Source organism: Tibeticola sediminis (genome assembly GCF_003843835.1).
Lineage (GTDB): Bacteria > Pseudomonadota > Gammaproteobacteria > Burkholderiales > Burkholderiaceae_C > Tibeticola > Tibeticola sediminis.
Window position 1 is genome coordinate 269,061 of the sequence record NZ_RKQL01000001.1, and the last position, 24,600, is coordinate 293,660.

The 24,600-nt window shown below is 65.9% G+C and carries 21 protein-coding genes and 2 tRNA genes; 5 read left to right on the top strand and 18 right to left on the bottom strand.

All coding sequences use genetic code 11. The features are described 5' to 3' along the window. Positions 1–14 precede the first annotated feature (14 nt). The 11 genes from EDC62_RS01330 to rpsB form a co-directional block, all read right to left on the bottom strand. Entirely contained in the window at positions 15–536 is a 522-nt protein-coding gene (locus tag EDC62_RS01330) for an OmpH/Skp family outer membrane protein (protein ID WP_124219609.1), read from the bottom strand. Beyond that, the gene (gene bamA, locus EDC62_RS01335) at positions 536–2,827 is read right to left on the bottom strand and encodes an outer membrane protein assembly factor BamA (protein ID WP_124219612.1); all 2,292 of its coding nucleotides are present in this window, start codon (positions 2,825–2,827) and stop codon (positions 536–538) included. The genes EDC62_RS01330 and bamA overlap by 1 nt, the downstream gene beginning before the upstream one ends. A gap of 44 nt (positions 2,828–2,871) precedes the next feature. Then, entirely contained in the window at positions 2,872–4,233 is a 1,362-nt protein-coding gene (gene rseP / locus EDC62_RS01340) for an RIP metalloprotease RseP (RefSeq protein WP_124219614.1), read from the bottom strand. Positions 4,234–4,270: 37 nt separating this feature from the next. Continuing rightward, the gene (gene ispC / locus EDC62_RS01345; RefSeq protein WP_124219617.1) at positions 4,271–5,467 is read right to left on the bottom strand and encodes a 1-deoxy-D-xylulose-5-phosphate reductoisomerase; all 1,197 of its coding nucleotides are present in this window, start codon (positions 5,465–5,467) and stop codon (positions 4,271–4,273) included. Then, positions 5,464–6,318 (bottom strand): phosphatidate cytidylyltransferase, encoded by an 855-nt coding sequence (locus EDC62_RS01350; RefSeq protein ID WP_124221056.1) that lies wholly within the window; start codon positions 6,316–6,318, stop codon positions 5,464–5,466. Before EDC62_RS01350 ends, ispC begins: the two co-directional genes overlap by 4 nt. A gap of 14 nt (positions 6,319–6,332) precedes the next feature. Further along, entirely contained in the window at positions 6,333–6,527 is a 195-nt protein-coding gene (locus EDC62_RS01355; RefSeq protein WP_124219620.1) for a hypothetical protein, read from the bottom strand. Positions 6,528–6,573: 46 nt separating this feature from the next. Further along, on the bottom strand, positions 6,574–7,320 hold the full coding sequence (uppS, locus tag EDC62_RS01360) for a polyprenyl diphosphate synthase (protein ID WP_124219622.1): 747 nt from the start codon (positions 7,318–7,320) through the stop codon (positions 6,574–6,576). Positions 7,321–7,340: 20 nt separating this feature from the next. After that, entirely contained in the window at positions 7,341–7,904 is a 564-nt protein-coding gene (frr, locus tag EDC62_RS01365; protein ID WP_124219625.1) for a ribosome recycling factor, read from the bottom strand. 33 nt (positions 7,905–7,937) lie between these two features. After that, the gene (gene pyrH, locus EDC62_RS01370) at positions 7,938–8,660 is read right to left on the bottom strand and encodes a UMP kinase (protein WP_124221058.1); all 723 of its coding nucleotides are present in this window, start codon (positions 8,658–8,660) and stop codon (positions 7,938–7,940) included. 49 nt (positions 8,661–8,709) lie between these two features. After that, entirely contained in the window at positions 8,710–9,606 is an 897-nt protein-coding gene (gene tsf / locus EDC62_RS01375; protein WP_124219627.1) for a translation elongation factor Ts, read from the bottom strand. 78 nt (positions 9,607–9,684) lie between these two features. After that, positions 9,685–10,431 carry a 30S ribosomal protein S2 gene (rpsB, locus tag EDC62_RS01380; RefSeq protein WP_124219629.1) on the bottom strand — a complete coding sequence of 249 codons (747 nt, stop codon included), beginning with the start codon at positions 10,429–10,431 and terminating at the stop codon, positions 9,685–9,687. Between the two features lie 210 nt (positions 10,432–10,641). Here rpsB and EDC62_RS01385 point away from each other — a divergent pair, with 210 nt between their 5' ends. Genes EDC62_RS01385 through EDC62_RS01395 form a run of 3 tightly spaced genes read left to right on the top strand, consistent with a single transcriptional unit; the run spans position 10,642 to position 14,888 of the window. Continuing rightward, complete coding sequence (locus EDC62_RS01385) at positions 10,642–12,039, top strand: amidase (protein WP_124219631.1); 1,398 nt, start codon at positions 10,642–10,644, stop codon at positions 12,037–12,039. A gap of 49 nt (positions 12,040–12,088) precedes the next feature. Further along, positions 12,089–13,348, top strand: coding sequence for a D-amino acid dehydrogenase (locus EDC62_RS01390; protein ID WP_124219633.1), 1,260 nt, complete (start codon positions 12,089–12,091; stop codon positions 13,346–13,348). 25 nt (positions 13,349–13,373) lie between these two features. Continuing rightward, positions 13,374–14,888, top strand: coding sequence for an NAD(P)H-hydrate dehydratase (locus tag EDC62_RS01395; protein ID WP_124219635.1), 1,515 nt, complete (start codon positions 13,374–13,376; stop codon positions 14,886–14,888). Between the two features lie 191 nt (positions 14,889–15,079). On the opposite strand, the gene rnr is transcribed toward EDC62_RS01395, so the two are convergent. Further along, complete coding sequence (gene rnr / locus EDC62_RS01400; RefSeq protein WP_245968706.1) at positions 15,080–17,377, bottom strand: ribonuclease R; 2,298 nt, start codon at positions 17,375–17,377, stop codon at positions 15,080–15,082. Positions 17,378–17,410: 33 nt separating this feature from the next. On the opposite strand from rnr, the gene EDC62_RS01405 reads away from it, so the two are divergent. Then, a tRNA-Leu gene (locus EDC62_RS01405) sits at positions 17,411–17,495 on the top strand. Between the two features lie 178 nt (positions 17,496–17,673). Here the strand turns inward: EDC62_RS01405 and rimO are convergent. The 5 genes from rimO to EDC62_RS01430 all read right to left on the bottom strand — a co-directional run bounded on the left by rimO (position 17,674) and on the right by EDC62_RS01430 (position 23,181). Beyond that, positions 17,674–19,083, bottom strand: coding sequence for a 30S ribosomal protein S12 methylthiotransferase RimO (gene rimO, locus EDC62_RS01410; RefSeq protein WP_124219641.1), 1,410 nt, complete (start codon positions 19,081–19,083; stop codon positions 17,674–17,676). Positions 19,084–19,110: 27 nt separating this feature from the next. Then, entirely contained in the window at positions 19,111–19,650 is a 540-nt protein-coding gene (gene phaR, locus EDC62_RS01415; protein ID WP_124219644.1) for a polyhydroxyalkanoate synthesis repressor PhaR, read from the bottom strand. A gap of 124 nt (positions 19,651–19,774) precedes the next feature. Beyond that, a tRNA-Val gene (locus EDC62_RS01420) sits at positions 19,775–19,851 on the bottom strand. Between the two features lie 85 nt (positions 19,852–19,936). Continuing rightward, on the bottom strand, positions 19,937–22,252 hold the full coding sequence (locus EDC62_RS01425) for a RelA/SpoT family protein (RefSeq protein WP_124219646.1): 2,316 nt from the start codon (positions 22,250–22,252) through the stop codon (positions 19,937–19,939). Beyond that, a complete protein-coding gene (locus EDC62_RS01430; RefSeq protein ID WP_425469935.1) occupies positions 22,249–23,181 on the bottom strand; it encodes an alpha/beta fold hydrolase in 933 nt (310 codons plus the stop codon). Before EDC62_RS01430 ends, EDC62_RS01425 begins: the two co-directional genes overlap by 4 nt. 101 nt (positions 23,182–23,282) lie before the next feature. Between EDC62_RS01430 and EDC62_RS01435 the strand changes: the two genes are divergently transcribed. Further along, positions 23,283–24,053, top strand: a complete 771-nt coding sequence (locus EDC62_RS01435) for a 3-hydroxybutyrate dehydrogenase (RefSeq protein WP_124219649.1) — start codon at positions 23,283–23,285, stop codon at positions 24,051–24,053. Positions 24,054–24,268: 215 nt separating this feature from the next. Here EDC62_RS01435 and EDC62_RS01440 read toward each other — a convergent pair whose 3' ends face one another. After that, a complete protein-coding gene (locus EDC62_RS01440; protein WP_124219652.1) occupies positions 24,269–24,499 on the bottom strand; it encodes a hypothetical protein in 231 nt (76 codons plus the stop codon). Between the last annotated feature and the right edge of the window lie 101 nt (positions 24,500–24,600).

Genomic DNA, 24,600 nt, shown 5'->3' on the forward strand with positions numbered 1-24,600 from the left:
CCCGCGCGCGCCGCTTACTTGCCGTTGGCGGCGTTGAGAACCTTGAGCACCTTGTCGGTGATGTCGAGGCGCGGATTGATGTAGACCGCCTCTTGCAGGATGACGTCGTACTTTTCGGACTCGGCGACCTGTTTGACCACCTTATTGGCGCGGTCGATCACCTGCTGCAGCTCCTCGTTCTTGCGAGCCGTCAGGTCCTCCTGGAACTCGCGGCGCTTGCGCTGAAACTCACGGTCTTGCTCGAGCAACTGCTTCTGGCGAGCCGCCCGTTGACTCTCCGACAGCGTCGGAGCCTCACGCTCGAACTTCTCCGACAAGGTCTTGAGCGAGTTGCCGAGGTCCACGAGTTCCTTCTCGCGCTTGGCAAATTCCTGCTCGAGCCGCGCTTGGGCCGCCTTGGCACTGTTGGCCTCGCGGAAGAGGCGCTCCGTGTTGACGAAACCGATCTTGACCTCTTCGGCCACGGCAAGCGTCGAAAAGAGCGCGGAGCCAGCCAGCACCAGGGCCGACCAGAAGGGGGAGCGAAGGTAGTTCATCAGAAGGAAGTCCCGATTTGGAATTGCAGTTTTTGGATTTTATCCCCGGCAAATTTGCGCACCGGCGTCGCCCAAGCCAGCCGCAGCGGTCCGACCGGCGAAATCCAGCTGATGCCGACACCCGCCGACGCCCGCATCTGCGACAGATCGACCTTTTCCGACTCCCCCCAGACGGTACCGACATCGGTGAAGGCGAACAAACGCAGCGTCTTGTCATTACCCGCGCCCGGGAATGGTGCGACGAGTTCACCGTTGAGCGTGATCTTCTTCGGCCCGCCCGCATAGGTTCCGGTGATGCTGCGCGGCCCCAAGGTGGATTGTTCGAAGCCGCGCACCGAACCCAGACCCCCGGAGTAAAAGTTCTTGAACACCGGGAACGGCCGGCCGTTGAGCCCCTTGCCCCAACCAAACTCCGAGTTGAACGCGAGCGTGTATTGACGCGACAGCGGCACGAATTGCTGGAACTGGTAATTGAGCTTGATGAAGCGCGCGTCGCCGCCGACGCCCCACTCGGTGTTGAAGCGTTGGTAACGGCCCCGGTTCGGGGCGAGCGCGCTGTCCCGATCGTCCCGAGCCCAGCCCACGGTCAGCGGCACCGTGTTGCTGGTGTAGCCAAACTGCTCGGCATAGGCCAGATACTCGGCCGGGATGTTCGTGCCCGTCTTGATGCGGGTGCGCTCGATGCCTCCGCCAAAGAACACCGTGTCGTTCTCGGTGAAGGGGACGCCAAAACGCAGAGAGCCGCCTTCGGTGATGAGCTCGTAGTTTCCACCGTAGTCGTTGTAGGGCTTGGAGCTGCGGTGGTAGATGTCGAAGCTGCGCGATATCCCGTCTGCCGTGAAATATGGATCGACGCTGCTGAGCACGAGTACGCGGTTGAACTTGCTGGTGTTGAGTTCAACCGCCAGGTACTGCCCGGTACCAAACGCGTTTTCCTGCTTGAAGCTGAAATTGAGCGACAAGCGCTCGGCGCTCGAAAAGCCAGCCCCAACCTGAAGACTGCTGGTCGGCTTTTCGGCCACCGTCAGGTTCAGGTCGACTTGGTCTGGCGCACCAGGGACGTCTGCCGTCTCGATGTTCACCTCGGTGAAATAGCCCAGGCGGTCGACGCGGTCGCGAGAGAGGCGGATCTTGCGCCCGTCGTACCAGGCTGCCTCATATTGGCGAAATTCGCGCCGGATGACCTCATCGCGGGTGCGGTCGTTGCCGTTGATGTTGATGCGCCGCACATAAACGCGACGCGACGGATCGGCCGCAAACACCAGCCGCACCACCCGGCGCGCGCGGTCGATTTCGGGGCGAGCCTCGACCCGGGCAAAGGCAAAGCCGAAGTCGCCGAAGCGATCGGTGAACGCCTTGGTGGTCTCAGCCACATCGTTGGCGTTGTATGGCTGCCCCGCCTTGACGGTGATGAGCTGCTTGAACTCGTCCTCGCGGTTGAGATAGTTGCCGGCAAGGTCGACCTCGGAGACGATGTAGGGCTCCCCTTCGGTGATGTTGATGATGATCGACACCTCCTGCTTGTCAGGCGAAATCGCCACTTGCGTCGAGTCGATTCGAAAGTCGATGTAGCCGCGCGAGAGGTAATACGACTTGAGCGTCTCCAAGTCGCCGTTGAGCTTCGTGCGGGAATAACGGTCCGACTTGGTGTACCAGCTGAGCCAGTTGCCGGTATCCAGCTCGAACAAACCGCGCAGCGTCGACTCACTGAAGGCCTGGTTGCCGACGATGCGGATCTCCTTGATCCGCGCGGGCGAGCCTTCGGTCACCGTGAACGTCAGGTTGACGCGATTACGCTCGATGGGCGTCACGGTCGTTTGAATCTCGGCGCCGTAGAGGCTGCGGTTGATGTATTGCCGTTTGAGTTCCTGCGTCGCGCGGTCGATCAGCGCCTTGTCATAGGGCCGACCCTCGGCCAGACCGACTTCGCGCAGCGACTTCATCAGCACTTCTTTGTCGAACTCGCGCACGCCGGAAAACTCGACGCCCGCCACGGTGGGTCGCTCCTCGACGGCGACGACGACGACATCATCGACCACCTCGATGCGCACATCCTTGAACACACCCAGCGCATACAGCGCGCGGATGGCCGCCGACGCCTTGTCGTCGTCATAGGTCTCACCGACCCTCAGTGGAATCGAGGCGAAAACGGTGCCGGGCTCCACGCGCTGCAGGCCCTCGATCCGAATGTCGCGGATGGTGAATGGCGCAATCGCTGCGGCCTGACCGGCGGCAAACAGCGTCGCGACCGCCAGGATCGTGGGGCTGAGGCGTGAGGGAAAGATATTCATGAACGAAAGCCGAGCTGGCAAGAGCCGCAAAAAGAGGAGACACCTCAGCCGAACAGCCGCGAGATGTCGTTGAAGAGCGCGATGGACATCAACAGGATCAGCAGGACGACTCCTCCCCGCTGCAGCCGTTCCATCCAGGCGTTGGAAACGGGCCGCCCCGTCACCGCCTCCCAAAGATAATACATCAGGTGCCCTCCATCGAGGACGGGCAGCGGCAGCAGGTTGAGCACGCCGAGACTGATGCTGATGACGGCCAGAAATTGGACATACGCCTGCCAACCGATCGCTACCGAACGCCCCGCGTAATCGGCAATGGTGAGCGGCCCGCTGAGGTTCTTCACCGAAGCCTCGCCGATCAACATACGCCCAATCATGCGCAGCGTCAGCTCACTCATCTCGACCGTGCGCGACAGCGCGCGCTGCACACCCTCCCACGGCCCGTATCGAACCACGACCATCTCCGGCGGTCCGCCGACGTAAGCACCGATTCGACCCACGACCGTCTGAGCTTCTTCGACACGGTCGGGTTGCACCGAAATCACCAGCCGGCGCCCGCCACGCTCGACCTCGAACGCCAGCGGGCGGCGGCCCTGGGACTCCCGAATGAGTCGCCGCAAGGCCTGGCCATCACTCACGAGCTGGCCATTGACCCGAAGCACCCGGTCACCGGTTTGCAGGCCAGCTCGCGCGGCAGCACCCTCGGCCTGCAAGTCGCCCAACACGGGGGGCGTCCAGGGACCCGTCAGACCCAGCTGCGCCAGGAGCTGAACATCCGGGGCCAGGCCCAGGCGGCCAATCGGGAGTCGAATCTGGCGGGGCGCCGCATCACCCGGGCGCTCGACCTCGAGCACCACGTCCCGCTGGCGCACCGCCGCCTGGGTCAGGATCCAGCGCAGCGACTCGAACGATGGGACCTCGCGCCGGTCGTCCGGCTCGATCACCGCGCTGCGCACACGCTCGCCTCCGGACAAGCCCGCCTCGGCCGCCGGCGAGCCTGCCAACGGCGCCGCAAGGATGGGTTGGGGCTCGGCGACCCCGGTCCAATTCAGGGCCGCGTACAACACCACGGCCAGCAGCAAATTGGCCAAAGGGCCAGCCGCGACGATGAAGGCTCGGGCGCCCAGAGGCTTGCGGTTGAAAGCCTGCGGGAGATCGTCGGCCGCGACCGGGCCCTCGCGCTCATCCAGCATCCGGACGTAGCCGCCGAGCGGGAAAGCGCAGAGTGCGAACTCCGTATCCTGACCCGGCCGTTGTCGCCGGGGCTTGTAGCGCAAGAGTTCTGGCCCAAATCCGATCGAGAACCTCAGCACCCGCACCCCCATGGCAACCGCGGCCCGGTAATGCCCCCACTCGTGGATGGCAATCAGGATCGCGATCGTCAGGGCAAAAGCAAGCAGGGTTTGCATGGGAGGGTTTCGTTTCCGACCTCAGCCTCTCAGCCCCTCAGGCGCCCAGTTCCTGCACGCGCGCCTGTGCCTCGGCCCGGGCCTCGGTGTCGATGGCCAGCAAATCTTCCAACGAACGGGGTTGGGCGAAACGCATGGACTCGAGCACCGCAAGATTCACCGCGTGGATCTGGTCGAAACGAATCCGGCGATCGAGAAAGGCCGCGACAGCCACCTCATTGGCGGCGTTGAGTACCGCACATTGCCCCGGCGGCCCTTCGAGGACCTGCCAGGCGAGCGCCAAGCCGGGAAATCGACGCTCGTGGTCATGCTCGTCGAGCGCTTCAAATGTCATCGCCGGCAGACGCCGCCAGTCGAGCGCGGCCGAGCCCGATGCGATGCGCTCGGGCCAGGATAGGCCATAGGCAATCGGGCCGCGCATGTCGGGCGTGCCGAGCTGCGCGACCACGGAATGATCCCGGTACTGCACCATCGAATGGATGATGCTTTGCGGGTGGATCAGCACCTCGATCTGCCGCGGTGCCAGACCGAACAGATAACGCGCCTCGATCACTTCCAGCGCCTTGTTCATCATCGTGGCCGAGTCGACCGAAATCTTGCGCCCCATGGACCAGTTGGGATGGGCGCAAGCCTGCTCCGGCGTCACACCGCTGAGCTGCTCGACCGGCCAGGTCCGAAACGGACCGCCTGAGGCCGTGAGGATGATGCGATCGACGCTCTGCGGCCAAAGCTGCTCGTCGTCGGGCAAGGACTGGAAGATGGCCGAGTGCTCGCTGTCGATCGGCAGGAGCCGCGCGCCGCCGGTGCGCACGGCATCGAGAAACACCTCGCCGCCGACCACCAGCGCTTCCTTGTTCGCCAGCAGCAAGCGCTTACCCGAGCGTGCCGCCGCGAGGCACGGGGCCAGCCCTGCGGCTCCGACGATCGCAGCCATCACGACATCGACCGCCGGGTCGGAGGCGACCTCTTCGAGCGCCCGCGGGCCGGCCAAAACCTCGGTCTCGAGGTCGGTCGACTTGAGCCGCTCCTGCAGCCGACGAGCTGCCGTTGTATCGGTCAAAACCGCGTAACGCGGCCGAAATTGGATGCACTGAGCCAGCAGCACCTCATCGCGGGACGCCGCAGTCAGCGCGAACACCTCGAAGCGTTCGGGGTGGCGCGCAAGCACGTCGAGCGTACTGACGCCGATCGAGCCGGTGGAGCCGAGGATCGTGACCTGCATCCGTGGCTTCATCGGGCCACCCCTTCGTAAATCATCAAAGCCAGAGGCAGCGTGGGCAGCAAGGCGTCGACGCGATCGAGTACCCCGCCGTGACCGGGCAACAAGCCGCTGCTGTCTTTGGCGCCGGCACTGCGCTTGACCATCGATTCCACGAGATCGCCCACCACACTCATCACCGTCAGCAGGGGCAGAGCCCAGATCAGCACCTCGGGACGGAGCCGGGCGATCCGTGTGTAGAAGCTCGGGTCGGCCACCGAAAACGTCCGATCGACCGCGATCCAAACCGCAGCCAAGGCAAGCACCCCGAGCGCACCACCGAGCGCCCCCTCCCAGGTCTTGCCGGGGCTGATGCTGGGCGCCAGGCGCCGCGAAAACAACTTCATGCCGAACGCGCGCCCGGCGAAATAGGCCGCAATGTCCGCCGCCCAAACGAGGGCCAGCACGGACAACAAAAAGTTCACACCCAACAGGCGGGCATGGGCGACGGCGATCCAAGCGAGCCAAAGCGCCGCCACGCCGCCCATCCATCGCAGGCCGCGCGGAATCGCCCGCCAAGCCGACTCGCCGCGCGCGAGCATCACGGCGCCCGCAAGCATCCACGCCCCTGCGCCAACCGCCCAAAGGCCGGAGGGTGGCTGCTCGGGCCAGCCCGCCAAGGCCGACGCCCCACACCACACGGCGCAGACGGCCGCGAGCCCGACCGCAGCAGGCCCGCTGGCTTCATTGAGCCGCCCCCACTCCCAAGCCCCGGCCCCCATGAACACGGCGGCCAGCACCGCGAAGGGCCACGGGGATGCGGCAAAGACGGCTGGCAACAACACGGCCAGCAAGACCAAGGCGGTGATGACGCGCTGCTTGAGCACGGAAAGCTCCTGGTTCAACCTAAATCCGGCAATTGGGCGCGCCTGGGCGGGTCGTCATCGGACGCGCGGGCAAGGCGCAAACCACAGCCATGGCGGGCGCTATTGAAGAGGATTTGCAACGCCGCCCCCGCGCCCGAGGGCGACTCGAACGGGTGCGCAGCGCTCACCCAAACGGTGAACGGCCTGCGCACCGAAAATTGTTGAAACATCAACACTTTGCTTTTCACGAGTAGCGGTCAACTGCCGGATTTAGGTTCAAGCCGCAGCGCGCGGGCCAGGCACGGCTGCAGCGCCGAGGAGCTGCTCCGAGGTGCGGCCAAATCGGCGCTCGCGGCGGGCAAATTCGGCAAGCGCCTCATCGAGCGCCACCTCATCAAAGTCGGGCCACAAGCGGTCCGAGAAAAACAGTTCGGCGTAGGCGGCCTGCCACAGCAGGAAATTACTCAGCCGCTGCTCGCCCCCGGTCCGGATCAGCAGGTCCGGGTCGCCCACATGCGCCAGTGACAAGGCCTTCGAGAGGCTTTCCTCGGAAATCGGCTCTCCCCGCGCAACGAGGGTCTGAGCGGCCTGCACGATGTCCCAACGCCCCCCGTAATTGAAGCAGACATTGAGAATCAGCCGATCGTTGTGCGCCGTCTCGCGCTCGGCGGCGTCGAGGCCTTCGCGCAGCCGCGCGGACAGGCCGCTGCGGTCGCCGGCCACTCGAATGCGCACGCCCGCCCGAGCGAGTTGCGGGACTTCACGGCCGAGCGCCATACCGAGCAACTCCATCAGCCCGGAAACCTCGTCGGCCGGCCGATTCCAGTTTTCGGAAGAAAACGCGAACACGGTCAGGACGCGTATGCCCCGATCCAGGCAGGCCTGCACACAGCGCTTGAGCGACTCGACGCCCTGGCGGTGCCCGGCCACGCGGGGAAGCAGGCGGCGCGTGGCCCATCGCCCGTTGCCATCCATGACGATGGCCACATGGCTGGGGGTACGTCCCCCGGAATTCGAACTCATCGGTGCGGCATCGAGGCCGCTCAGACGGCCATGATGTCCTGTTCCTTCGCCGCGACCAGTCGATCGATCTCGGCGATGTGGCGGTCGGTCACCTTCTGGATCTCGGCCTCAGCCCGTTTTTGATCGTCTTCTGACGCCAACTTCTCCTTGACGAGCTTCTTCACCGCCTCGTTGGCGTCACGCCGAAGGTTGCGAATGGCAACCTTGGCGTGTTCGCCTTCGGCGCGGACGATCTTGGTCATTTCGCGCCGACGCTCTTCGCTCATCGGCGGCATGGGCACCCGGATGAGGTCGCCCATCGACGCGGGGTTGAGGCCAAGCTCGCTCTCGCGGATGGCCTTCTCGATCTTGGCGCCCATCCCCTTCTCCCAAGGCTGCACGCTGATCGTCCGGGCGTCGAGCAGCGAGACGTTGGCCACCTGGCTCAGCGGAACCATGGAGCCGTAATACTCGACATGGACGGTGTCGAGCAAGGCGGGGTTGGCCCGGCCGGTGCGAACTTTGGTCAGGTTGGTCTTGAGCGCCTCGATGGACTGGTCCATCTTGGCTTCCATCGTCTTGCGGATGTCTGCGATCGTGGTCATGCAATCTCCTGTGTGAGCCGCGGGGGCTCGAGCTCAGACGTGAACCAGAGTGCCCTCATCCTCACCGAGCACGACGCGCCGTAGCGCGCCGGCCTTGAAGATCGAGAACACCTTGATCGGCAATTTTTGATCCCGGCACAGCGCGAAGGCGGTCGCATCCATGATGCCTAGATTGCGCGCCATTGCCTCGTCGAAGCTGATACGGTGGTAGCGCGTGGCAGTGGGATCTTTTTTCGGGTCAGCAGTGTAGACGCCGTCGACCTTGGTCGCCTTGAGGACGACATCGGCGCCGATTTCCGCGCCACGCAGGGCTGCGGCGGTGTCGGTCGTGAAGAATGGGTTACCCGTTCCCGCGGCGAAAACCACCACCTTGCCCTCTTCCAGATATTGCAAGGCCTTGGGCCGCACATATGGTTCGACCACCTGCTCGATGGCGATGGCGGACATCACCCGCGCGGTCAGACCGGCTTTGTTCATGGTGTCGGCCAGCGCCAGGGCATTCATGACGGTGGCGAGCATCCCCATGTAGTCGGCGGTGGCACGGTCCATGCCGACCGAGCCGCCGGCGACGCCGCGGAAGATGTTGCCGCCACCGATCACGACCGCCAGTTCGACACCGAGACGCGTGACCTCGGCAATCTCGCCGACGATCCGCTGGATCGTCGCGTGATTGATGCCGTAGGCGTCATCGCCCATCAAGGCCTCGCCCGACAGCTTGAGCAGGATGCGATGGTGAGCCGTTTGCACTGGAGCCATGGCGAGGGTCCCGGGTCTGAGGTTGGAAGCCGACAAGAACCGCCGCCGATCAGGCAGCGGCGCCTTTCGCAGCTGCGACCTGAGCCGCGACTTCGGCCGCAAAGTCATCGGATTTCTTCTCGATGCCCTCGCCAACGACGAACAGCGTGAAGCCTTTGACCGTCGTGTTCGCGCCCTTGAGCATTTGCTCGACGGTCTGCTTGTCGTTTTTCACGAACGGCTGGTTGAGCAGCGAGACTTCCTTGAGGAATTTCTGCACCGAGCCTTCGATCATCTTGGCTGCGATGTCGGCGGGCTTGCCCGATTCGGCGGCCTTGGCCGTCGCGACGGCACGCTCACGCTCGACGAGTTCGGCCGGCACATCGGCGCTGCTCAGCGCGACCGGCTTCATCGCCGCGACGTGCATCGCGACGTCCTTGGCCGCGGTGTCGTCCCCCTCATATTCGACCACGACACCGATACGGGTGCCGTGCAGATAGACGGCCAGCTTGGCACCGGAATCAAAGCGCTTGAAGCGGCGGAAGGTCATGTTCTCGCCGATCTTGCCGATCAGGCCCTTGCGCACATCCTCGAGCGTCGGGCCGAAGCCGTCTTGCTCATACGGCAGGGCTGCCAAAGCCGCCACATCCGCCGGGTTGCGGCGCGCCACGAGCTCAGCGGCCGCCTGAGCCATCTTGAGGAAGCTGTCGTTCTTGCTGACGAAGTCGGTTTCGCAGTTCACTTCGACCAGTGCACCCTGGGTGCCGTCGACCTTCGCGGCAACGACGCCCTCGGCGGTGACGCGCGATGCCGCCTTGCCTGCCTTGGTGCCGAGCTTGACGCGCAGGATTTCCTCGGCCTTGGCCATGTCGCCATCGGCTTCGGTCAGAGCTTTCTTGCACTCCATCATCGGAGCATCGGTCTTGGCCCGAAGTTCAGCGACCATGCTTGCGGTAATAGCAGCCATATTTCTTACTCCATCGTCTCAAAAATTTCGTTCAAAGAAAAAAGGGGCAACAGCCCCTTTCGCCGCGTTGGGCTGGACTCAGGCCGCAGAGCCCTCGACCTCGACGAACTCGTCGGAGCCTGCAGCGACGGCCGGTGCCGCCGAGCCGCCTTCAGCGCGGCCTTCCAAAATCGCGTCGGCAATGCCGCGCGCATACAGAGCCACCGCCTTGGCGGAGTCGTCGTTGCCCGGAATGACGTAGTCGATGCCTTCGGGCGAGTGGTTGGTGTCCACCACGCCGATGATGGGAATACCGAGCTTCTGCGCCTCGAGCACGGCAATCTTGTGATAGCCAACGTCGATGACGAACAGCGCGTCGGGCAGCGCGTTCATGTCCTGGATACCACCGATGTCGCGCTCGAGCTTCTCGATCTCACGGGCGAACATGAGCTGTTCCTTTTTACTCATGGACTCCAGACCCGCTTCCTGTTGCGCCTTCATGTCCTTGAGGCGCTTGATCGAGGTCTTGACGGTCTTGAAGTTCGTCAACATGCCGCCGAGCCAGCGCTGGGTCACGTAGGGGACGCCGGCGCGCTGCGCCTCGGCGGCGACGATGTCGCGCGCCTGACGCTTGGTGCCGACCATGAGGATGGTGCCGCGATTGGCCGAGAGCTGACGCGCGAATTTCATCGCGTCCTGGAACATCGGCAGCGTCTTTTCCAGGTTGATGATGTGAATCTTGTTGCGCTGACCGAAGATGTACGGAGCCATCTTGGGGTTCCAGAAACGGGTCTGGTGGCCGAAATGCACACCGGCCTCGAGCATTTCGCGCATGGTGACGTTCATGTTTTCACTCCAAAGGTTGGGTCTAAAATCCGGCTCGAAATCGCGCCGGGCCGTGGAGCACAGGTCTTTCCCTGAAGCTACACCCCGGCGCAACACCTGGATAAGCCGGTTTGCGATTGGTTTTGGCAAGCGCCACAGCGTTCGTGCTGCAAGCTGCAAAACCGCTCGATTCTAGCATTACGCACCTTCTGCATCCCGCCCCTCTGCCCCATGCCGCACGACCTCACTAGCCTGCGTTTGAGCATCTGGCGCGGCCACACCTCCGCCGCCGAGCAGGTCGAGCGATCGATCGAGCGCGCGCTGAGCCCGGCCGGGCGGGCCGCCTGGATGCACTTCACACCCGAGCGCGCCCGTGCGCAGGCTGCCTCGGTCGATGCCGACCTGCGCGCGGGCCGGCCGCTGCCCCCGCTGGCTGGATTGCCGTTCAGCGTGAAGGACTTGTTCGATGTCGCCGGCGAGGTCACGCGCGCGGGCTCGCGCGTGCTGGCCGACGAGCCGCCGGCGACGCAGCACGCACCGGCGGTGGCGCGGCTGTTGGCGGGCGAGGGCAGCTTGATCGGCCGCACACACATGGTCGAGTTTGCGTTCTCGGGCGTGGGCACCAACCCGCACTACCCCACGCCCGCGGCGTTCGACGGGCGTTGGCATCAGACAGTCGGCGCACCGGATGAGCCGCGCGTGCCCGGCGGGTCGTCTTCGGGCGCTGCGGTGTCGGTCGCCACGGGCGCGGCGCTGATCGGCCTGGGTTCGGATACGGGGGGCTCGGTGCGCATTCCGGCGGCACTCAACGGCATCGTGGGTTTCAAGAGCACCGCCCGATGCGTGCCGACCGAAGGCACGGTGCCGCTGTCGATCACGCTCGACACGGTGGGCGCGCTCACCCGCAGCGTGCGCGACGCGATCCTGGTACACGAGCTGCTCGCCGCGCGTACGGTCACGCGCACGGCGGCGCCGCTCGCCGCCTGGCGGCTCGCGGTGGTGCGCCACCCCATGCTCGAAACGCTCGACGAGACGGTCGGCCGCGCGTTCGAGCGCAGCCTTGCCCGACTGCGACAAGCGGGGGCGCAAGTCGAGGAAATCGACCTTCCGGTTTTGGACGAACTGACGGAGCTGACCGCACGCGCCCATTTTTCGCCGGTGGAGAGCTACGCCTGGCATCGCGAGCGCATCGCCAAGCAAGGGGCCGAGTACGACCCGCGGGTGGCCGCGCGCATCCTGCGCGGAGCCGAGGTGCCCGCTTATGCCTACATCGAGCTGATCGCGGGGCGCCGGCGCTGGATCGCGCGCATGGCGGCCGCCTTGCGCGACTACGACGCCGTGCTCTCACCCACCACGCCGATCGTCGCTCCCCGCTTGGCCGACGTGGCGCCCGCGGACGGTCGCGACGCTGCGCTCGACGCGGCGCGGGATGCCGAATTTTTTCGCGTCAACGGCTTGCTGCTGCGCCACACCAGCGTGGTCAATATGCTCGACGGCTGCGCGCTTACGCTGCCCTGCCACACGCCGGACGAACTGCCGGTCGGGCTGATGCTTTGGGCACCAGCCATGCGCGACGAAGCGATCCTCAATCTCGGCCTCCGGGTCGAGGAGTCGCTTCAAATAAAATAGCAACAAAGCACCGATTGACGCCGGCAATGCCGGCAAAATGACCCAATTCATGAAAATTGCCATCGTGGGCGCCGGTGTGATCGGCGTGACCACCGCTTTTGAGCTGGCCAGCGACGGCCACGAAATCACCGTCTTCGAGCGTCACGGCAGCGTCGCCGAGGAAACGAGCTTTGCCAATGCCGGCGTCATCGCACCCGGCTATGTGACGCCCTGGGCCGCGCCCGGCATGCGCCGCAAAGTGTTCGTCGACCTGTTTCGAGCCCATGCGCCCGTGCGGCTGCACGGCGCCCTGTCGCTCAGCGAGTGGCGATGGGCCTGGAATTGGTGGCGCGCCTGCGAACGGGAGCGCTCGGCCCGCAACCGCGCGCACATGCAGCGGCTGGCGCTCTACAGCCGCGAGCGGCTGCATCGGCTCACGGCCCAGGAACGACTGGAATACGAACGCAGCGAAGGCTATCTGGTGCTGCTGCGTTCCGAAGAGGACCTGAAACAGGCCCGCTCGGGCTTGGAACTGCTGCGCGCAGCGGAAATCCGCTACGCCGAAATTGACGCTGCCCAGGCGCGGCACATCGAGCCCGCGTTGAGCGCCCAAACGCCCCTGGCCGGCGCCATCCACCTGCCCGACGACGAGGTAGGCAACTGCCGCCAGTTCACCCTGCTGCTGCGCGAACGGGCGCGGGCACGGGGCGTTCGGTTCGCGTTCCGCGCGAAGGTCACCGCTCTGGTGATGACGCCGAGTCCGATGGTCCGGGTCGAAGGCGAGCCCGCCCCCCAAAGTTTCGATGCCGTCGTGGTCTGCGCCGGAGTGGCCTCCGATGCGTTGCTGCGGCCGCTGGGCATACGGCTGCCGCTCGCAGCGGTGCATGGCTATTCGATCACCGCGCGCATCCGCGAACCCCTGAACGCGCCGCGCAGCGCCGTGATGGATGAACGCTACAAGGTGGCCATCTCACGGCTCGGGCAGCGGGTGCGCGTCGCGGGCAGTGCCGAACTGGGCGCACCCCAAGGCCGGATGGACGCCAAGGCGCTGCGCACGCTCTACAAGGTCTTGCAAGACTGGTTTCCCGGCGCGGCCGACTATGCCCACGGCGTGCAGGAATGGAGGGGCGCACGCCCGATGCTGCCCGACGGACCGCCCGTGATCGGCCCAAGCGGCCTGCCCGGGCTGTGGCTCAACCTCGGCCACGGGTCGAGCGGCTGGGCGCTGGCTTGCGGCAGCGCTCGGGCCCTGGCCGACCGCATCGCGGGCCGCAAGCCCGAGATCGAGCTCGAAGGCCTGGGGATCGAACGGCTCGGCCTGCGGCGCTGAACGGGCCTCGCGGCACAATCGCGCCATGTTGCGCCCTGCCGTCCCCGATCCCTCTCGGCCTCTGCCCCTCCATGCGGTTTCCGCCACGCGCGCCATCGAAGCCGCGGCCGCCGCGATCTTGCCGCCGCACACGCTGATGCAACGCGCCGGGCTCGCGGTGGCCCGCCTCGCGCGCGCGCTCGCTCCGCATGCCCGGACGATCTGGATCGCCTGCGGCCCCGGCAACAACGGCGGCGACGGCCTTGAAGCGGCGGCCCAGCTCCAAGGCCTCGGCTCGTCCGTCGTCGTAACCTGGCTGGGCGACCCCGACCGCGCAAGCCCGGACACCCGAGCGTCGCTGGCACGCGCACAGGCCGCCGGCGTCGGCTTCGCGCCCGCGCCGCCCGACGGCCTGACGCCACGGGATCTGTGCATCGACGCGCTGCTCGGTATCGGCGCGCGGCGCGCGCCCCAGGGTCGCATGGCCGAGTGGATCGCGGCGATGAACGCCTCCGCCGCGCCAACACTCGCGGTCGACGTTCCCACGGGGCTGAGCGCCGACACCGGCTCCACTCTGATTTCAGGAGCACAAAGCGACCATTTGGCGCCGGGATCCAGCGTCATTCATGCGAAATTCACCTTGAGCCTCCTGACCCTCAAGCCTGGGCTCTTCACGGCCCTCGGCCGCGACACGGCGGGCACCGTGTGGTGGGACGACCTCGACATGCCGCCCCCTGCGGAGAGCGCCGTGGCGGAACTGCGCGCCACGCCCCCCCGACCGCCCCGGCCACAAGCGAGTCACAAAGGCCATTGGGGTGACATCGCAGTCATCGGCGGCGAAGGTCTTGCGCGGCGCGGCAGGGGCATGACGGGCGCGGCGCAGCTGGCAGCCACCGCCGCGCTGCATGCCGGTGCCGGCCGGGTCATGCTGTGCCTGCTGGACGAGGGCGCGCTTTCCGCCCTGCCCGAACAGGCCGAGTTGATGTTGCGACGGTTCGAAGCGATCGACCCGCAGCGCAGCACCGTGGTTTGCGGCTGCGGTGGTGGCGAGGCGGTGCAGACGGTTTTGCCCGAGGTCCTCGAGCACTCGGCCCGCCTCGTGCTCGATGCTGATGCGCTCAACCGCATCGCGGCCGACGCCGAACTGCGCACGCGCCTGCAGCGCCGGCAACAAAGCCATCGGGCCACCGTGCTCACGCCGCACCCGCTCGAAGCGGCGCGGTTGCTCGGCACCGATGCGCACTCCGTTCAAGCCGACCGAATCGCAGCCGCGCGGGCCTTGGTCGCTGCCTTCGGCTGCACCGTGATTCTCAAAGGCTCAGGCAGCATCATCGCCGCACCCGATCGAACGCCCGTCATCAACACGACCGGCAATGCGCGCCTAGCCACCGGCGGTACCGGCGACGTGCTCGCCGGCCTCTGCGGTGCGCGACTCGCGGTCGTGCCCGACCCCTTCGAGGCGGCCGTCACCGCCGTGCAAGAGCACGGCGCCGCCGCCGATCATTTCCCGCCGGCACAAGCCTTGACCGCGCTCCGGCTGGCCCAAGCGCTGCAGCCTTAGGGCAACGCTGAATAAGTTCCCGCGATGGCGCGCGCCCGGCCGCGGGATGGGATGCGAGGCGCAAACCGCAGCCATAGCCGCAGCTATGGCGAGGATTTGCAACGAAGCAGACCGCCCGCAGCCGGGATGCGCGACGCGCGAGGGACTTGTTCAGCGTTGCCTTAGCACAGAGGCCGCTGTTCAGCCCTGCCTCAGCGCCGCGACTTACGCCCGCGCTGCTTCGGAGCCGCACCCGGCTGGGGCGCCGGTGCTGCAGCGCCTTTCGATTTGGGCTTTTCCCGTCCGGCGGCGCCCGAGTCGCCGCGCCGACCGCGTCCCGTGCCGCGCGGGCGACCTTCGGTGTCGGCGGCTGCGGGCTCGGCACCGCTCGCGCCCGACTCAGCCCGCTCCCGGCCGACGCTCGCGCTGCTGCGGCCCGCTCGCCCCGAGCCCGACTCGCCCTCCTGCACCAGACGAAAATCGATGCGCCGGCCATCGAGATCGACACGGCTCACCTGCACACGAACCCGGCTTCCGATCGCGTACCGGACACCGGTTCGCTCCCCGCGCAGTTCCTGGCGGACCTCATCGAAGCGGAAATACTCCTGGCCAAGCTCCGTGATGTGCACCAGGCCTTCGACATACATCTGGTCGAGCGTGACGAAAATGCCAAAACCCGTGACGGCGGTGACGACGCCGGCGTATTCCTCGCCCAAATGCTCGCGCATGTAGGCGCACTTGAGCCACGCCTCGACATCCCGGCTGGCCTCATCGGCGCGACGCTCGGCCGCACTGCAATGCAGTCCGGCGGCTTCCCAGGCCAACATCTCGCCGCTGAGTTTGGGCCGAGGCGCGGCGACCTGCCCCGGGCGCGGCGCCTGGCCTTTTTCGAGCCGGCGGGCCAGCTTGGCCTGCGCTTCGCCGGGTATGGGCAGCGTGGGCAGTTGATAGCGCTCGCCCGCGAGCAAGGCCTTGATGACCCGGTGCACCAGCAGATCCGGGTAGCGCCGGATCGGGCTGGTGAAATGGGTGTAGGCCGGATAAGCCAGCCCGAAATGCCCTTTGTTCACCGGCGAATAGATCGCCTGTTGCATCGAACGCAGCAACATCGTGTGAATTTGCTGCGCATCGGGCCGGTCTTTCGTAGCCTCGGCGATGCGCTGGAAGTCGCCCGGCTCCGGGCGCTCGCCGAGCGTGAGCCCTACGCCGAGCGCCTTGAGGTAGTTGCGCAGCAGTTCGAGCTTTTCGGGCGTCGGCCCTTCATGAACCCGGTACAGCCCCGGGTGCTTGCCCTGGTCGATGAAGTCCGCACTGCACACATTGGCAGCGAGCATGGCCTCCTCGATCAAGCGGTGCGCCTCGGTGCGCGTGCGCGGCACGATGCGCTCGATCCGCCCCGCCTCATCGCAAACGATCTGCGTCTCGGTGGTCTCGAAATCGACCGCCCCCCGTTGGATCCGCTGGGAAAGCAGAGCGCGATACACGTCATGCAGGTTGAGCAGATCCGGCACACGTTCCTTGCGCCGCTGAGCTTCCGACCCGCGGGTGTTGGCCAGAATCGCCGCCACCTCGTTGTAGGTGAAGCGCGCATGACTGAACATCACCGCCGGGTAGAACTGGTAGGCGTGAATCTCGCCTTTAGCGGTAATCAGCATGTCGCAGACCATGCACAGCCGCTCGACCTCCGGGTTGAGCGAGCACAGACCGTTGGAGAGTTTCTCGGGCAGCATCGGAATGACCCGCCGCGGGAAATAAACCGACGTCGCCCGCTCGTACGCATCGATGTCGATCGCACTGCCGTTGCGCACGTAGTGGCTCACATCGGCAATGGCCACGAGCAGGCGCCAGCCCTTAGCGCGGCCGATCCGCGCCGGCTCGCAATAGACCGCATCGTCGAAGTCGCGTGCGTCCTCACCGTCGATCGTGACCAGCGGAACATCGGTCAGGTCCACGCGCCCGACTTTGTCCTGCGGCTGGACCGTTTCAGGCAGGCTGCGCGCCTCGGCGATGCAGGCGTCCGAAAAGACATGAGGCACGCCGTACTTGCGCACGGCGATCTCGATCTCCATCCCGGGATCGTCGATCTCGCCCAGCACCTCGCGGATGCGCCCGACCGGCTGGCCGAACAAAGCGGGCGGCTCGGTCAGTTCGACCACCACCACCTGCCCGACCTGGGCACCCGCGAGTCCGCCTTTGGGGATCAGGATGTCCTGCCCATAGCGCTTGTCTTCGGGCGCGACGAGCCAAACCCCGCCTTCGTGCAGCAGCCGACCGATGATCGGCTGCGCCGGGCGTTCGACGATTTCAAGCACGCGGCCTTCCGGGCGCCCGCGTCGATCGGTCCGCACGACACGGACCTTGACCCGGTCGTTGTGCAGCACTGCGCGCATTTCATTGGGCGGCAGGTAGATGTCCGGCCCGCCATCGTCTCGAACGACGAATCCATGCCCGTCGCGATGACCTTGGACGGTTCCCTCGATTTCATCCAGCAACGCGCTGGTTGGAGTCAAATTTTTGATATATAATCCTTTACTTCCTGAGATGCCCAGGTGGCGGAATTGGTAGACGCACTAGTTTCAGGTACTAGCGCTGAGAGGCGTGGAGGTTCGAGTCCTCTCCTGGGCACCAAGTTTAAACAAACCGAGTGATCGGTTTCGAGTCTGAAAGCCGCTGGCCACCCCAGCGGCTTTTTTGTTTTTGGCAATTTTGTTTTTGGCAATGACGCTCAGCAGCGCCGATGCCGTCATCGATTCGCGCCATCGGCCGCCAGCGGGCATCAGCCAGCGGAACCCCACCAAGGCACCGATCAAACCGGCACCGCCACGAGGTCATGCCCTTGTGCGTCGACCACCCGGGCGCGGGTGAATTCCCCGACTTTGAGCGTCTTGCTGATCTTCTCCGGCGGCAGCAGCCGCACCGTGCCGTCGATTTCCGGCGCATCGGCATAGCTGCGGCCCACCCCGCCCCGTCGGCCCTGCGCCGGCGCAGAGTCGACCAGCACCTGCAGCGTCTGCCCGATGCGCCCGCGCAGCTTCTCAACCGAAACCGCCTCGGCCACCGCCATGAAGCGCGATTGCCGCTCCTCACGCACCGCCGCGGGCAGCATGCCCGGCAGCGCATTGGCCGCAGCGCCCTGCACCGGGCTGTACGCAAAACACCCGGCGCGATCGATCCGTGCCGCGCGGATGAAGTCGAGCAGATGTTCGAACTCTTCCTCGGTCTCGCCGGGAAACCCCGCAATGAAGGTGCTGCGGATCACGAGTTCGGGGCACATGGCACGCCAACGCTCGATCCGCTCGAGGTTGCGTTCGCCGCTCGCCGGCCGCTTCATCCGGCGCAGTACCTCGGGGTGGCTGTGCTGGAAAGGCACGTCGAGATACGGCAAGACCAGCCCCTCGGCCATCAGCTCGAGGACCTCATCCACATGTGGGTAGGGATAGACGTAATGCAAGCGCACCCAGGCACCATGTTCGGCAGCCAGTTCACCCAGGGCACGGGCCAGCTCGGTCATCCGCGTCTTGATGGGACGCCCCTCCCAAAAGCCGGTGCGGTATTTGACATCCACACCGTAGGCCGACGTGTCCTGACTGATGACCAGCAACTCCTTCACGCCACCTTCAAACAGCGCGCGCGCTTCGCGCAGGACGTCCCCGATGGGGCGGCTCACGAGGTCGCCGCGCATCGACGGGATGATGCAGAAGGTGCAGCGGTGGTTACAGCCCTCGCTGATCTTGAGGTAAGCGTAATGCCGCGGCGTGAGCTTGAGCCCCGCTTCGCCAAACGCTCCGGGCACGAGGTCGATGAAGGGGTCGTGCGGCCGCGGCAAATGCGCATGGACGGCATCGAGCACTTCGTCGGTCGCATGTGGGCCCGTCACTGCCAGCACGCTCGGGTGAATCTGGCGCACCAGATTGCCGCCGTCCGCGCCGGTCTTGGCGCCCAGGCAGCCCGTGACGATCACCTTGCCGTTTTCGGCCAGGGCTTCACCGATGGCGTCGAGGCTTTCTCGGACCGCATCGTCAATGAAGCCGCAGGTGTTGACGATCACCAGATCGGCACCCTCGAACGTCTTACTCGTGCGGTAGCCTTCGGCGCTCAGGCGCGTGAGGATCAACTCGGAGTCGGTCAAAGCCTTGGGGCAACCGAGGCTGACGAAGCCGATGCGCGGTGCATCCGCGGCGCTGGCAACCGTCGCCGACGGGGCTGGTTCGTTCATGGCGTCCATGGCGGGGTCAGGGCGGGCTCAACGCTTGAGGCCAAAGGCGCCCATGAGTTGCTCGGTCTGCTTTTGAATCTGTTCCTGCATCTGCTGAAACACAGTGCGCGACTGCTCCGCATAAGCGCCCATCATGGCCTGCACCATCGGGGATTGAAGACTCAGAAACTGCGCCAGCGCCTCAGGCGAAAGACCTTTGGCCTGTTCCAACAGCTTGGCCTGGAGCTCGGCAAAGGCCTGGACGTTCTTTTCGAGATAGGCGCCCATGAAGCCTTGCATCGCGTGTCCGTAGAACCGGATGAAGTTCGCCAGCACCGCCTCGGAAAACATCGGTGCGCCGCCCGCTTCTTCCTCGAGGATGATTTGCAGCAGGATGCTGCGGGTGAGGTCCTCGCCGGTCTTGGCGTCACGCACGACGAAGGGCTCGCCGGCCATCACGAGCCGCTTGACTTCGGCCAGCGTGATGTAGCTCGATGCGGCGGTGTCGTAGAGACGGCGATTGGGATATTTTTTGATGATGCGCACAGTCGCCTTCCCGGCGGCAGAGGCTGGTCTTGGTGCAGACACGGTAAAACTCCTCGGCTGGTCCTTCGGCGCCGCGCCCAATCGGGCAAACAGCACGCATTCCAAGAACCCCCACACTCAAGCCACTCCGGCGATACCCGGGCCGCTGTGCGGAAAGAAGAAAGATTGGTAGGCGCGATTGGACTCGAACCAACGACCCCCACCATGTCAAGGTGGTGCTCTAACCAGCTGAGCTACGCGCCTAAGATCGTTTGAAGCCGCTAGTATAGCAGCAAACCAAGCGTCCCCCGGCTCTGCGCCGCGATGCGGATGCAAAAAATTCGCAGCGTCAACGGCGACGCGCCCGCCGCACGCCAGCCACGGCGCGCACCGCCGCGAGCGCAGCACCGAGCCGCGTCGCACTCGAGACCTCGACCGTGAAAGTCATCCACGCGATGCCTTTGACGCTTTGCGTCTGCACGCCAACCACGTTCATGCGCTCGCGGGCAAAGACTTCGGAAATATCGCGCAACAGCCCCTGCCGGTCGACGGCCTCGATCGCGATGTCGACCGGATACACCGCAGCACCCGACGCCGCGGACCGTCCCCACGCCACCGGGATGACCCGATCGGGGTTGCGCAAAGCCATTTGCCGGAAGTTGCTGCAGTCGCTTCGGTGCACGCTCACCCCTTTGCCGCGGGTGACGAAGCCGCTGATCGCATCTGGCGGCGCGGGGCGGCAGCAGCGCGCGAGCTGGGTCAGCAAGGAGTCGACCCCGACCACCAACACGCCGCCGCTCGCTGCCTTCTCCGGACCGCTGCGGAGCTTGCGGAACAGCTGAGCCTCGGAATCGTCTTCGGCGGCAGGGCTCGGGCGCAGCAAGGCTTCGATGTTGCGCAAGGAGTATTCATCCTTGCCGACCACATCGAACATGGCCTGAGCCGACTTGAACCCGAGTTGCGACGCGAGATCTTCGAGCTTGATGCTGGTCTTGCCTTCTCGTTGCAGCAGGCGTTCGACCGCCTCGCGACCGCGCGCGGCCGTCTCCTCGGCCATTTGGGCGTTGAACCAGGCGCGCACCTTGGAGCGAGCGCGGGGGCTGGCCAAAAAGCCCAGTTCGGGGTTGAGCCAGTCGCGCGACGGCCCACCTTCCTTGGCCGCCACGATCTCGACCGTCTGACCGTTCTTCAGCGGCGTGTTGAGCGGCACCATCGCGCCGTCGACCCGCGCGCCGCGACAGCGGTGGCCGAGGTTGGTGTGCACCGCATAAGCAAAATCAACCGGTGTCGCCCCTTGCGGCAGCTCGATCACCGCAGCGTCGGGCGTGAGCACATAAATGCGGTCGTCGAACAGGCCTTGGTCGCGTACGGCCCCCGAAAGATCGCGCTCCCACGCGAGCAGCTGGCGCAGCACCGCAATCTTGGCGTCGTATCCGCTCGACGCGCTCACGCCGGCATAGCCCTTGGTGCCGGCCTCCTTGTACGCCCAGTGGGCGGCGACGCCGTGCTCGGCATGCGCGTGCATGGCCTCGGTGCGGATCTGGATTTCGATCGGTTTGCCGTCGGTGGGATCGCGCACGACCGTGTGCAGCGACTGGTAGCCGTTGGGTTTGGGTTTGGCAATGTAGTCGTCGAACTCTTCGGGGATGGGCGTGAAGTGCTCATGCACCCAGGCCAACACCGTGTAGCAGTCCTCGAGGCGCGGCACGATCACGCGCAGCGCACGCACATCGAACACCTGGCTGAAATCCAGACCCTTGCCCCGCATCTTGCGCACGATGCTGTAGATGTGCTTGGGCCGGCCCTCGACGCGGGCGCGAATGCCCAGAGCACTCAGCTCGTGCTCGAGGCGCTCACGCAGCGCGGCCATGTAGGCCTCGCGGCCCGCGCGCTTTTCATCGAGCAGCCGAGCGATCTGCTTGTAGGTTTCGGGCTCGAGGAACCGGAAGGCCAGGTCTTCCAGTTCCCATTTGATCTGCCAGATGCCAAGCCGGTTAGCCAGCGGCGCGAACACCTGCAGCGTCTCCTGTGCCAAAACCGGGGACAAGGGCTGACGGCTCGCGGCATGCCAGCGCAGCGTCTGCAGCCGTGAGGCCAGCCGCAGCAGCACCGCGCGCAGGTCACGGCTGAAGGCCAGCAGCATCTTGCGCACGTTTTCGGTTTGGACCGCCGGATCCACGCCGTCGGAAGCAGCGGCCTGGGCGGCACGCGAGAGCCGCTGGACCTTGACGAGCCGGGCCGTCTCGACGGCAAGAGCCGCGAGCCCCGCGCCAAAGGCCTTGGCGATGACTTCCTGTGGTCGGGTGAGCACCTCGGTCGTGTAGACGAGATAGGCCGCGGCCTGGGTGTCGTCGCCCGTATCCATGCTGCGAAGAATCGCGACTACGGAATCCGCGTGTTCGAGCATGTTTTCGCCGGTATCGAGCGCCTGCGCGGCGATCAGCGGCTCGGCAAACGCCCGCGCCCGGGCAACCAGGGCTGCATCGGCTGGCCCGGCGGTCGCGGCCAGCACGACCGCGGCAGGGCCTGCGGGAGCCGAGCTTTGCGAAGCCTGCGCATCGGCCGCGGCGATTGCGGAAGCACCCAACGCTGCGCTCACGGGCACACCCTCGTGCTCCGCATGGCGGTTCGAGCGGGCTGGGGAACCCACCGGTGCGGCGCTCATGGCTCTGGATCGAAGAGAAAGCCGCTGACCACCGCGCGCTGATCGTCGGCGACCAGGGTCGGAGCGTGGCCGACACCGGCAAACTCCACGCAGCGCGCGCGCGGGCCACGCTCGCCCATGGCTTGCGCAGTCTCGCGGGAGAGCAGGTCGGAGTCGGCGCCGCGCAGCAAGAGGGTGCGCGCCTCGATCGCATCAAAGAGCGCCCACATCACCGCCTCAGCGGCGGCGGCTGCCTCAGGGGTCAGCGCGCGCAGCGGCAAAGCGATTGCCGGGTCGTAGTGCAGCCGATAGCCACCGAGGGGATCCGGGCGCAGCATCGGGCGGCACAAGTCGAGCCACTGAGCCCGCGAGTGCGGCCCAAAAGACGAGGAAATCGCCCACAGGGCATCGGCCGCCTCGTCGAGCGTCGCAAAACGCGAGCCACGCCCCAGGTATTGCGCGATGCGCTCGATGGCCGCCCACTGCACCGCCGGCCCCACGTCGTTGAGCACCAGCCGCCGCACCGCCACCGGCAGCGGCAAGTCATGCCGGCCGCACACGGCCATGCCGATCAGCCCGCCCATGCTGGTGCCAACCCAGTCGAGCACGGCGATCGGCGCCTGCCGGTGCAGCGCATCGAGCAAAGTCACCAGATCGGAGACGTACTGCGGCAGTTGATAAGCGCGCGGGTCGAGCAGCCAGTCGCTCCCGCCCCGGCCTACGATGTCCGGGCAGACGACGCGCAAGGGCGCCGGCGCCTGTTCGAGCAGGGCGAGTGCGAGCGCGTCGAAGTCCCGCCCCTGGCGCGAGAGGCCATGCACGCAAACGACGACGTGCGCGGCCTGCGCGTCGCCCCACTGTGTGTAGGCCATGCGGTGCGTTGCGCCGGCGACCATAAGGTCCGCGCAGGCGACGTGTTCGAGGGTCGGTCCGTTCAGGGTCATGGTCATTTTCGTGTCAGCCGCGCCCGGGGGTCGGGGCCGATAATCCAGCCCGTTTCTGACTTGCATCGCGGCGTCGCGTGCATCGTAAATCAACCGGAGTTCACACCATGCTCAAAGGCAAGACAGCCCTCGTAACCGGCTCGACCAGCGGAATCGGTCTCGGCATTGCGCAAGCGCTGGCGCGCGAAGGCGCCAACATCGTCCTCAACGGATTTGGCGATGTCGAATCGGCCCGTGCCAGCATCGCCGCGCTCGGCGTCGAGGTCAGTTACCACGGCGCCGACATGAGCCGGCCGGCCGAAATCGAAGCCCTGATGCAACACGCGGCCCAAACCTTCGGCCGGGTGGACATCCTCGTGAACAACGCCGGCATCCAGCATGTGGCCCGGGTGGAGGATTTCCCGGTCGAGAAATGGGACGCGATCCTCGCCATCAACCTCTCCAGCGCCTTCCACACGACGCGGCTTGCGCTGCCGGCGATGCGCGCGGCCAACTGGGGCCGTGTGATCAACGTCGCCTCGGTGCATGGGCTGGTAGCCTCGGCGGAGAAATCGGCCTACGTCGCAGCCAAGCACGGCTTGGTCGGCTTCACCAAGACGGTGGCGCTCGAAACCGCGACCACCGGCGTGACCTGCAATGCCATTTGCCCAGGCTGGGTGCTGACCCCGCTGGTGCAAAAACAGGTGGACGCCAAGGCCGCCGCGCTCGGCGTCAGCAACGAGGAGGCCAAGCGCTTGCTGCTGAGCGAAAAAGAGCCCTCGATGCAGTTCACCACGCCCGAGGAATTGGGGGCGCTGGCGGTCTTTTTCTGCTCACCCGCCGCGAACAACGTACGCGGGGTGGCCTGGAACATGGACGGCGGCTGGGTGGCGCAATGAGCACCTCCGCCTTGCTCTCAAGTTCATAGCAATATCGGGCCGTTTGACGCTGGCCTCCGGCGGTTTTTGTTCAAAATTCGCTGCTGAAGGGCTTCCCAGCCGGATTCTTCTCAAAAGGGTGCCTGCACGGGCTCGGCACGCCCAAGGGCCCGGGATGACCACGCGTGACGGCCGAGCAACGCAATCCTGCGCCCCTTCGGCGCTCAACTCCGCGCTCAACGCGCGCCGGTGCCACTCTGACGGATCTGCTCACGCAAGCGGGCGCGCTCGTCCGCCGTCAAGCGACGCGGCTCGGGTGCCACTGGTGCCGCCGCCTCCTGACGCTGCGTCTGCAGCCACTGCCGAAGCTGGGGCGATGCAGCGCGCGCAGCCTGCGCATCGGCCGGCTGGGCGGCGACGCAACTGCAGGCAGCGAACAGAGTCCAGACGACAGGAGCGGATTTCATGCGCCGGATTATTCCCGCCATTGGCCCCGAAGCGTTATCGCGAAACGTAGGGAAGCTTCGATGCGGGGCAACATTTGTAACTGCGGGAAAAAGCACTGCGA

Excerpts from the sequence above, each read along its gene's own strand:
- EDC62_RS01330 (WP_124219609.1), bottom strand. The coding sequence starts at position 536 with ATGAACTACCTTCGCTCCCCCTTCTGGTCGGCCCTGGTGCTGGCTGGC.
- bamA (WP_124219612.1), bottom strand. The coding sequence starts at position 2,827 with ATGAATATCTTTCCCTCACGCCTCAGCCCCACGATCCTGGCGGTCGCG.
- rseP (WP_124219614.1), bottom strand. The coding sequence starts at position 4,233 with ATGCAAACCCTGCTTGCTTTTGCCCTGACGATCGCGATCCTGATTGCC.
- ispC (WP_124219617.1), bottom strand. The coding sequence starts at position 5,467 with ATGAAGCCACGGATGCAGGTCACGATCCTCGGCTCCACCGGCTCGATC.
- EDC62_RS01355 (WP_124219620.1), bottom strand. The coding sequence starts at position 6,527 with ATGTTTCAACAATTTTCGGTGCGCAGGCCGTTCACCGTTTGGGTGAGC.
- uppS (WP_124219622.1), bottom strand. The coding sequence starts at position 7,320 with ATGAGTTCGAATTCCGGGGGACGTACCCCCAGCCATGTGGCCATCGTC.
- frr (WP_124219625.1), bottom strand. The coding sequence starts at position 7,904 with ATGACCACGATCGCAGACATCCGCAAGACGATGGAAGCCAAGATGGAC.
- pyrH (WP_124221058.1), bottom strand. The coding sequence starts at position 8,660 with ATGGCTCCAGTGCAAACGGCTCACCATCGCATCCTGCTCAAGCTGTCG.
- tsf (WP_124219627.1), bottom strand. The coding sequence starts at position 9,606 with ATGGCTGCTATTACCGCAAGCATGGTCGCTGAACTTCGGGCCAAGACC.
- rpsB (WP_124219629.1), bottom strand. The coding sequence starts at position 10,431 with ATGAACGTCACCATGCGCGAAATGCTCGAGGCCGGTGTGCATTTCGGC.
- EDC62_RS01385 (WP_124219631.1), top strand. The coding sequence starts at position 10,642 with ATGCCGCACGACCTCACTAGCCTGCGTTTGAGCATCTGGCGCGGCCAC.
- EDC62_RS01390 (WP_124219633.1), top strand. The coding sequence starts at position 12,089 with ATGAAAATTGCCATCGTGGGCGCCGGTGTGATCGGCGTGACCACCGCT.
- EDC62_RS01395 (WP_124219635.1), top strand. The coding sequence starts at position 13,374 with ATGTTGCGCCCTGCCGTCCCCGATCCCTCTCGGCCTCTGCCCCTCCAT.
- rimO (WP_124219641.1), bottom strand. The coding sequence starts at position 19,083 with ATGAACGAACCAGCCCCGTCGGCGACGGTTGCCAGCGCCGCGGATGCA.
- EDC62_RS01425 (WP_124219646.1), bottom strand. The coding sequence starts at position 22,252 with ATGAGCGCCGCACCGGTGGGTTCCCCAGCCCGCTCGAACCGCCATGCG.
- EDC62_RS01430 (WP_425469935.1), bottom strand. The coding sequence starts at position 23,181 with ATGACCATGACCCTGAACGGACCGACCCTCGAACACGTCGCCTGCGCG.
- EDC62_RS01435 (WP_124219649.1), top strand. The coding sequence starts at position 23,283 with ATGCTCAAAGGCAAGACAGCCCTCGTAACCGGCTCGACCAGCGGAATC.
- EDC62_RS01440 (WP_124219652.1), bottom strand. The coding sequence starts at position 24,499 with ATGAAATCCGCTCCTGTCGTCTGGACTCTGTTCGCTGCCTGCAGTTGC.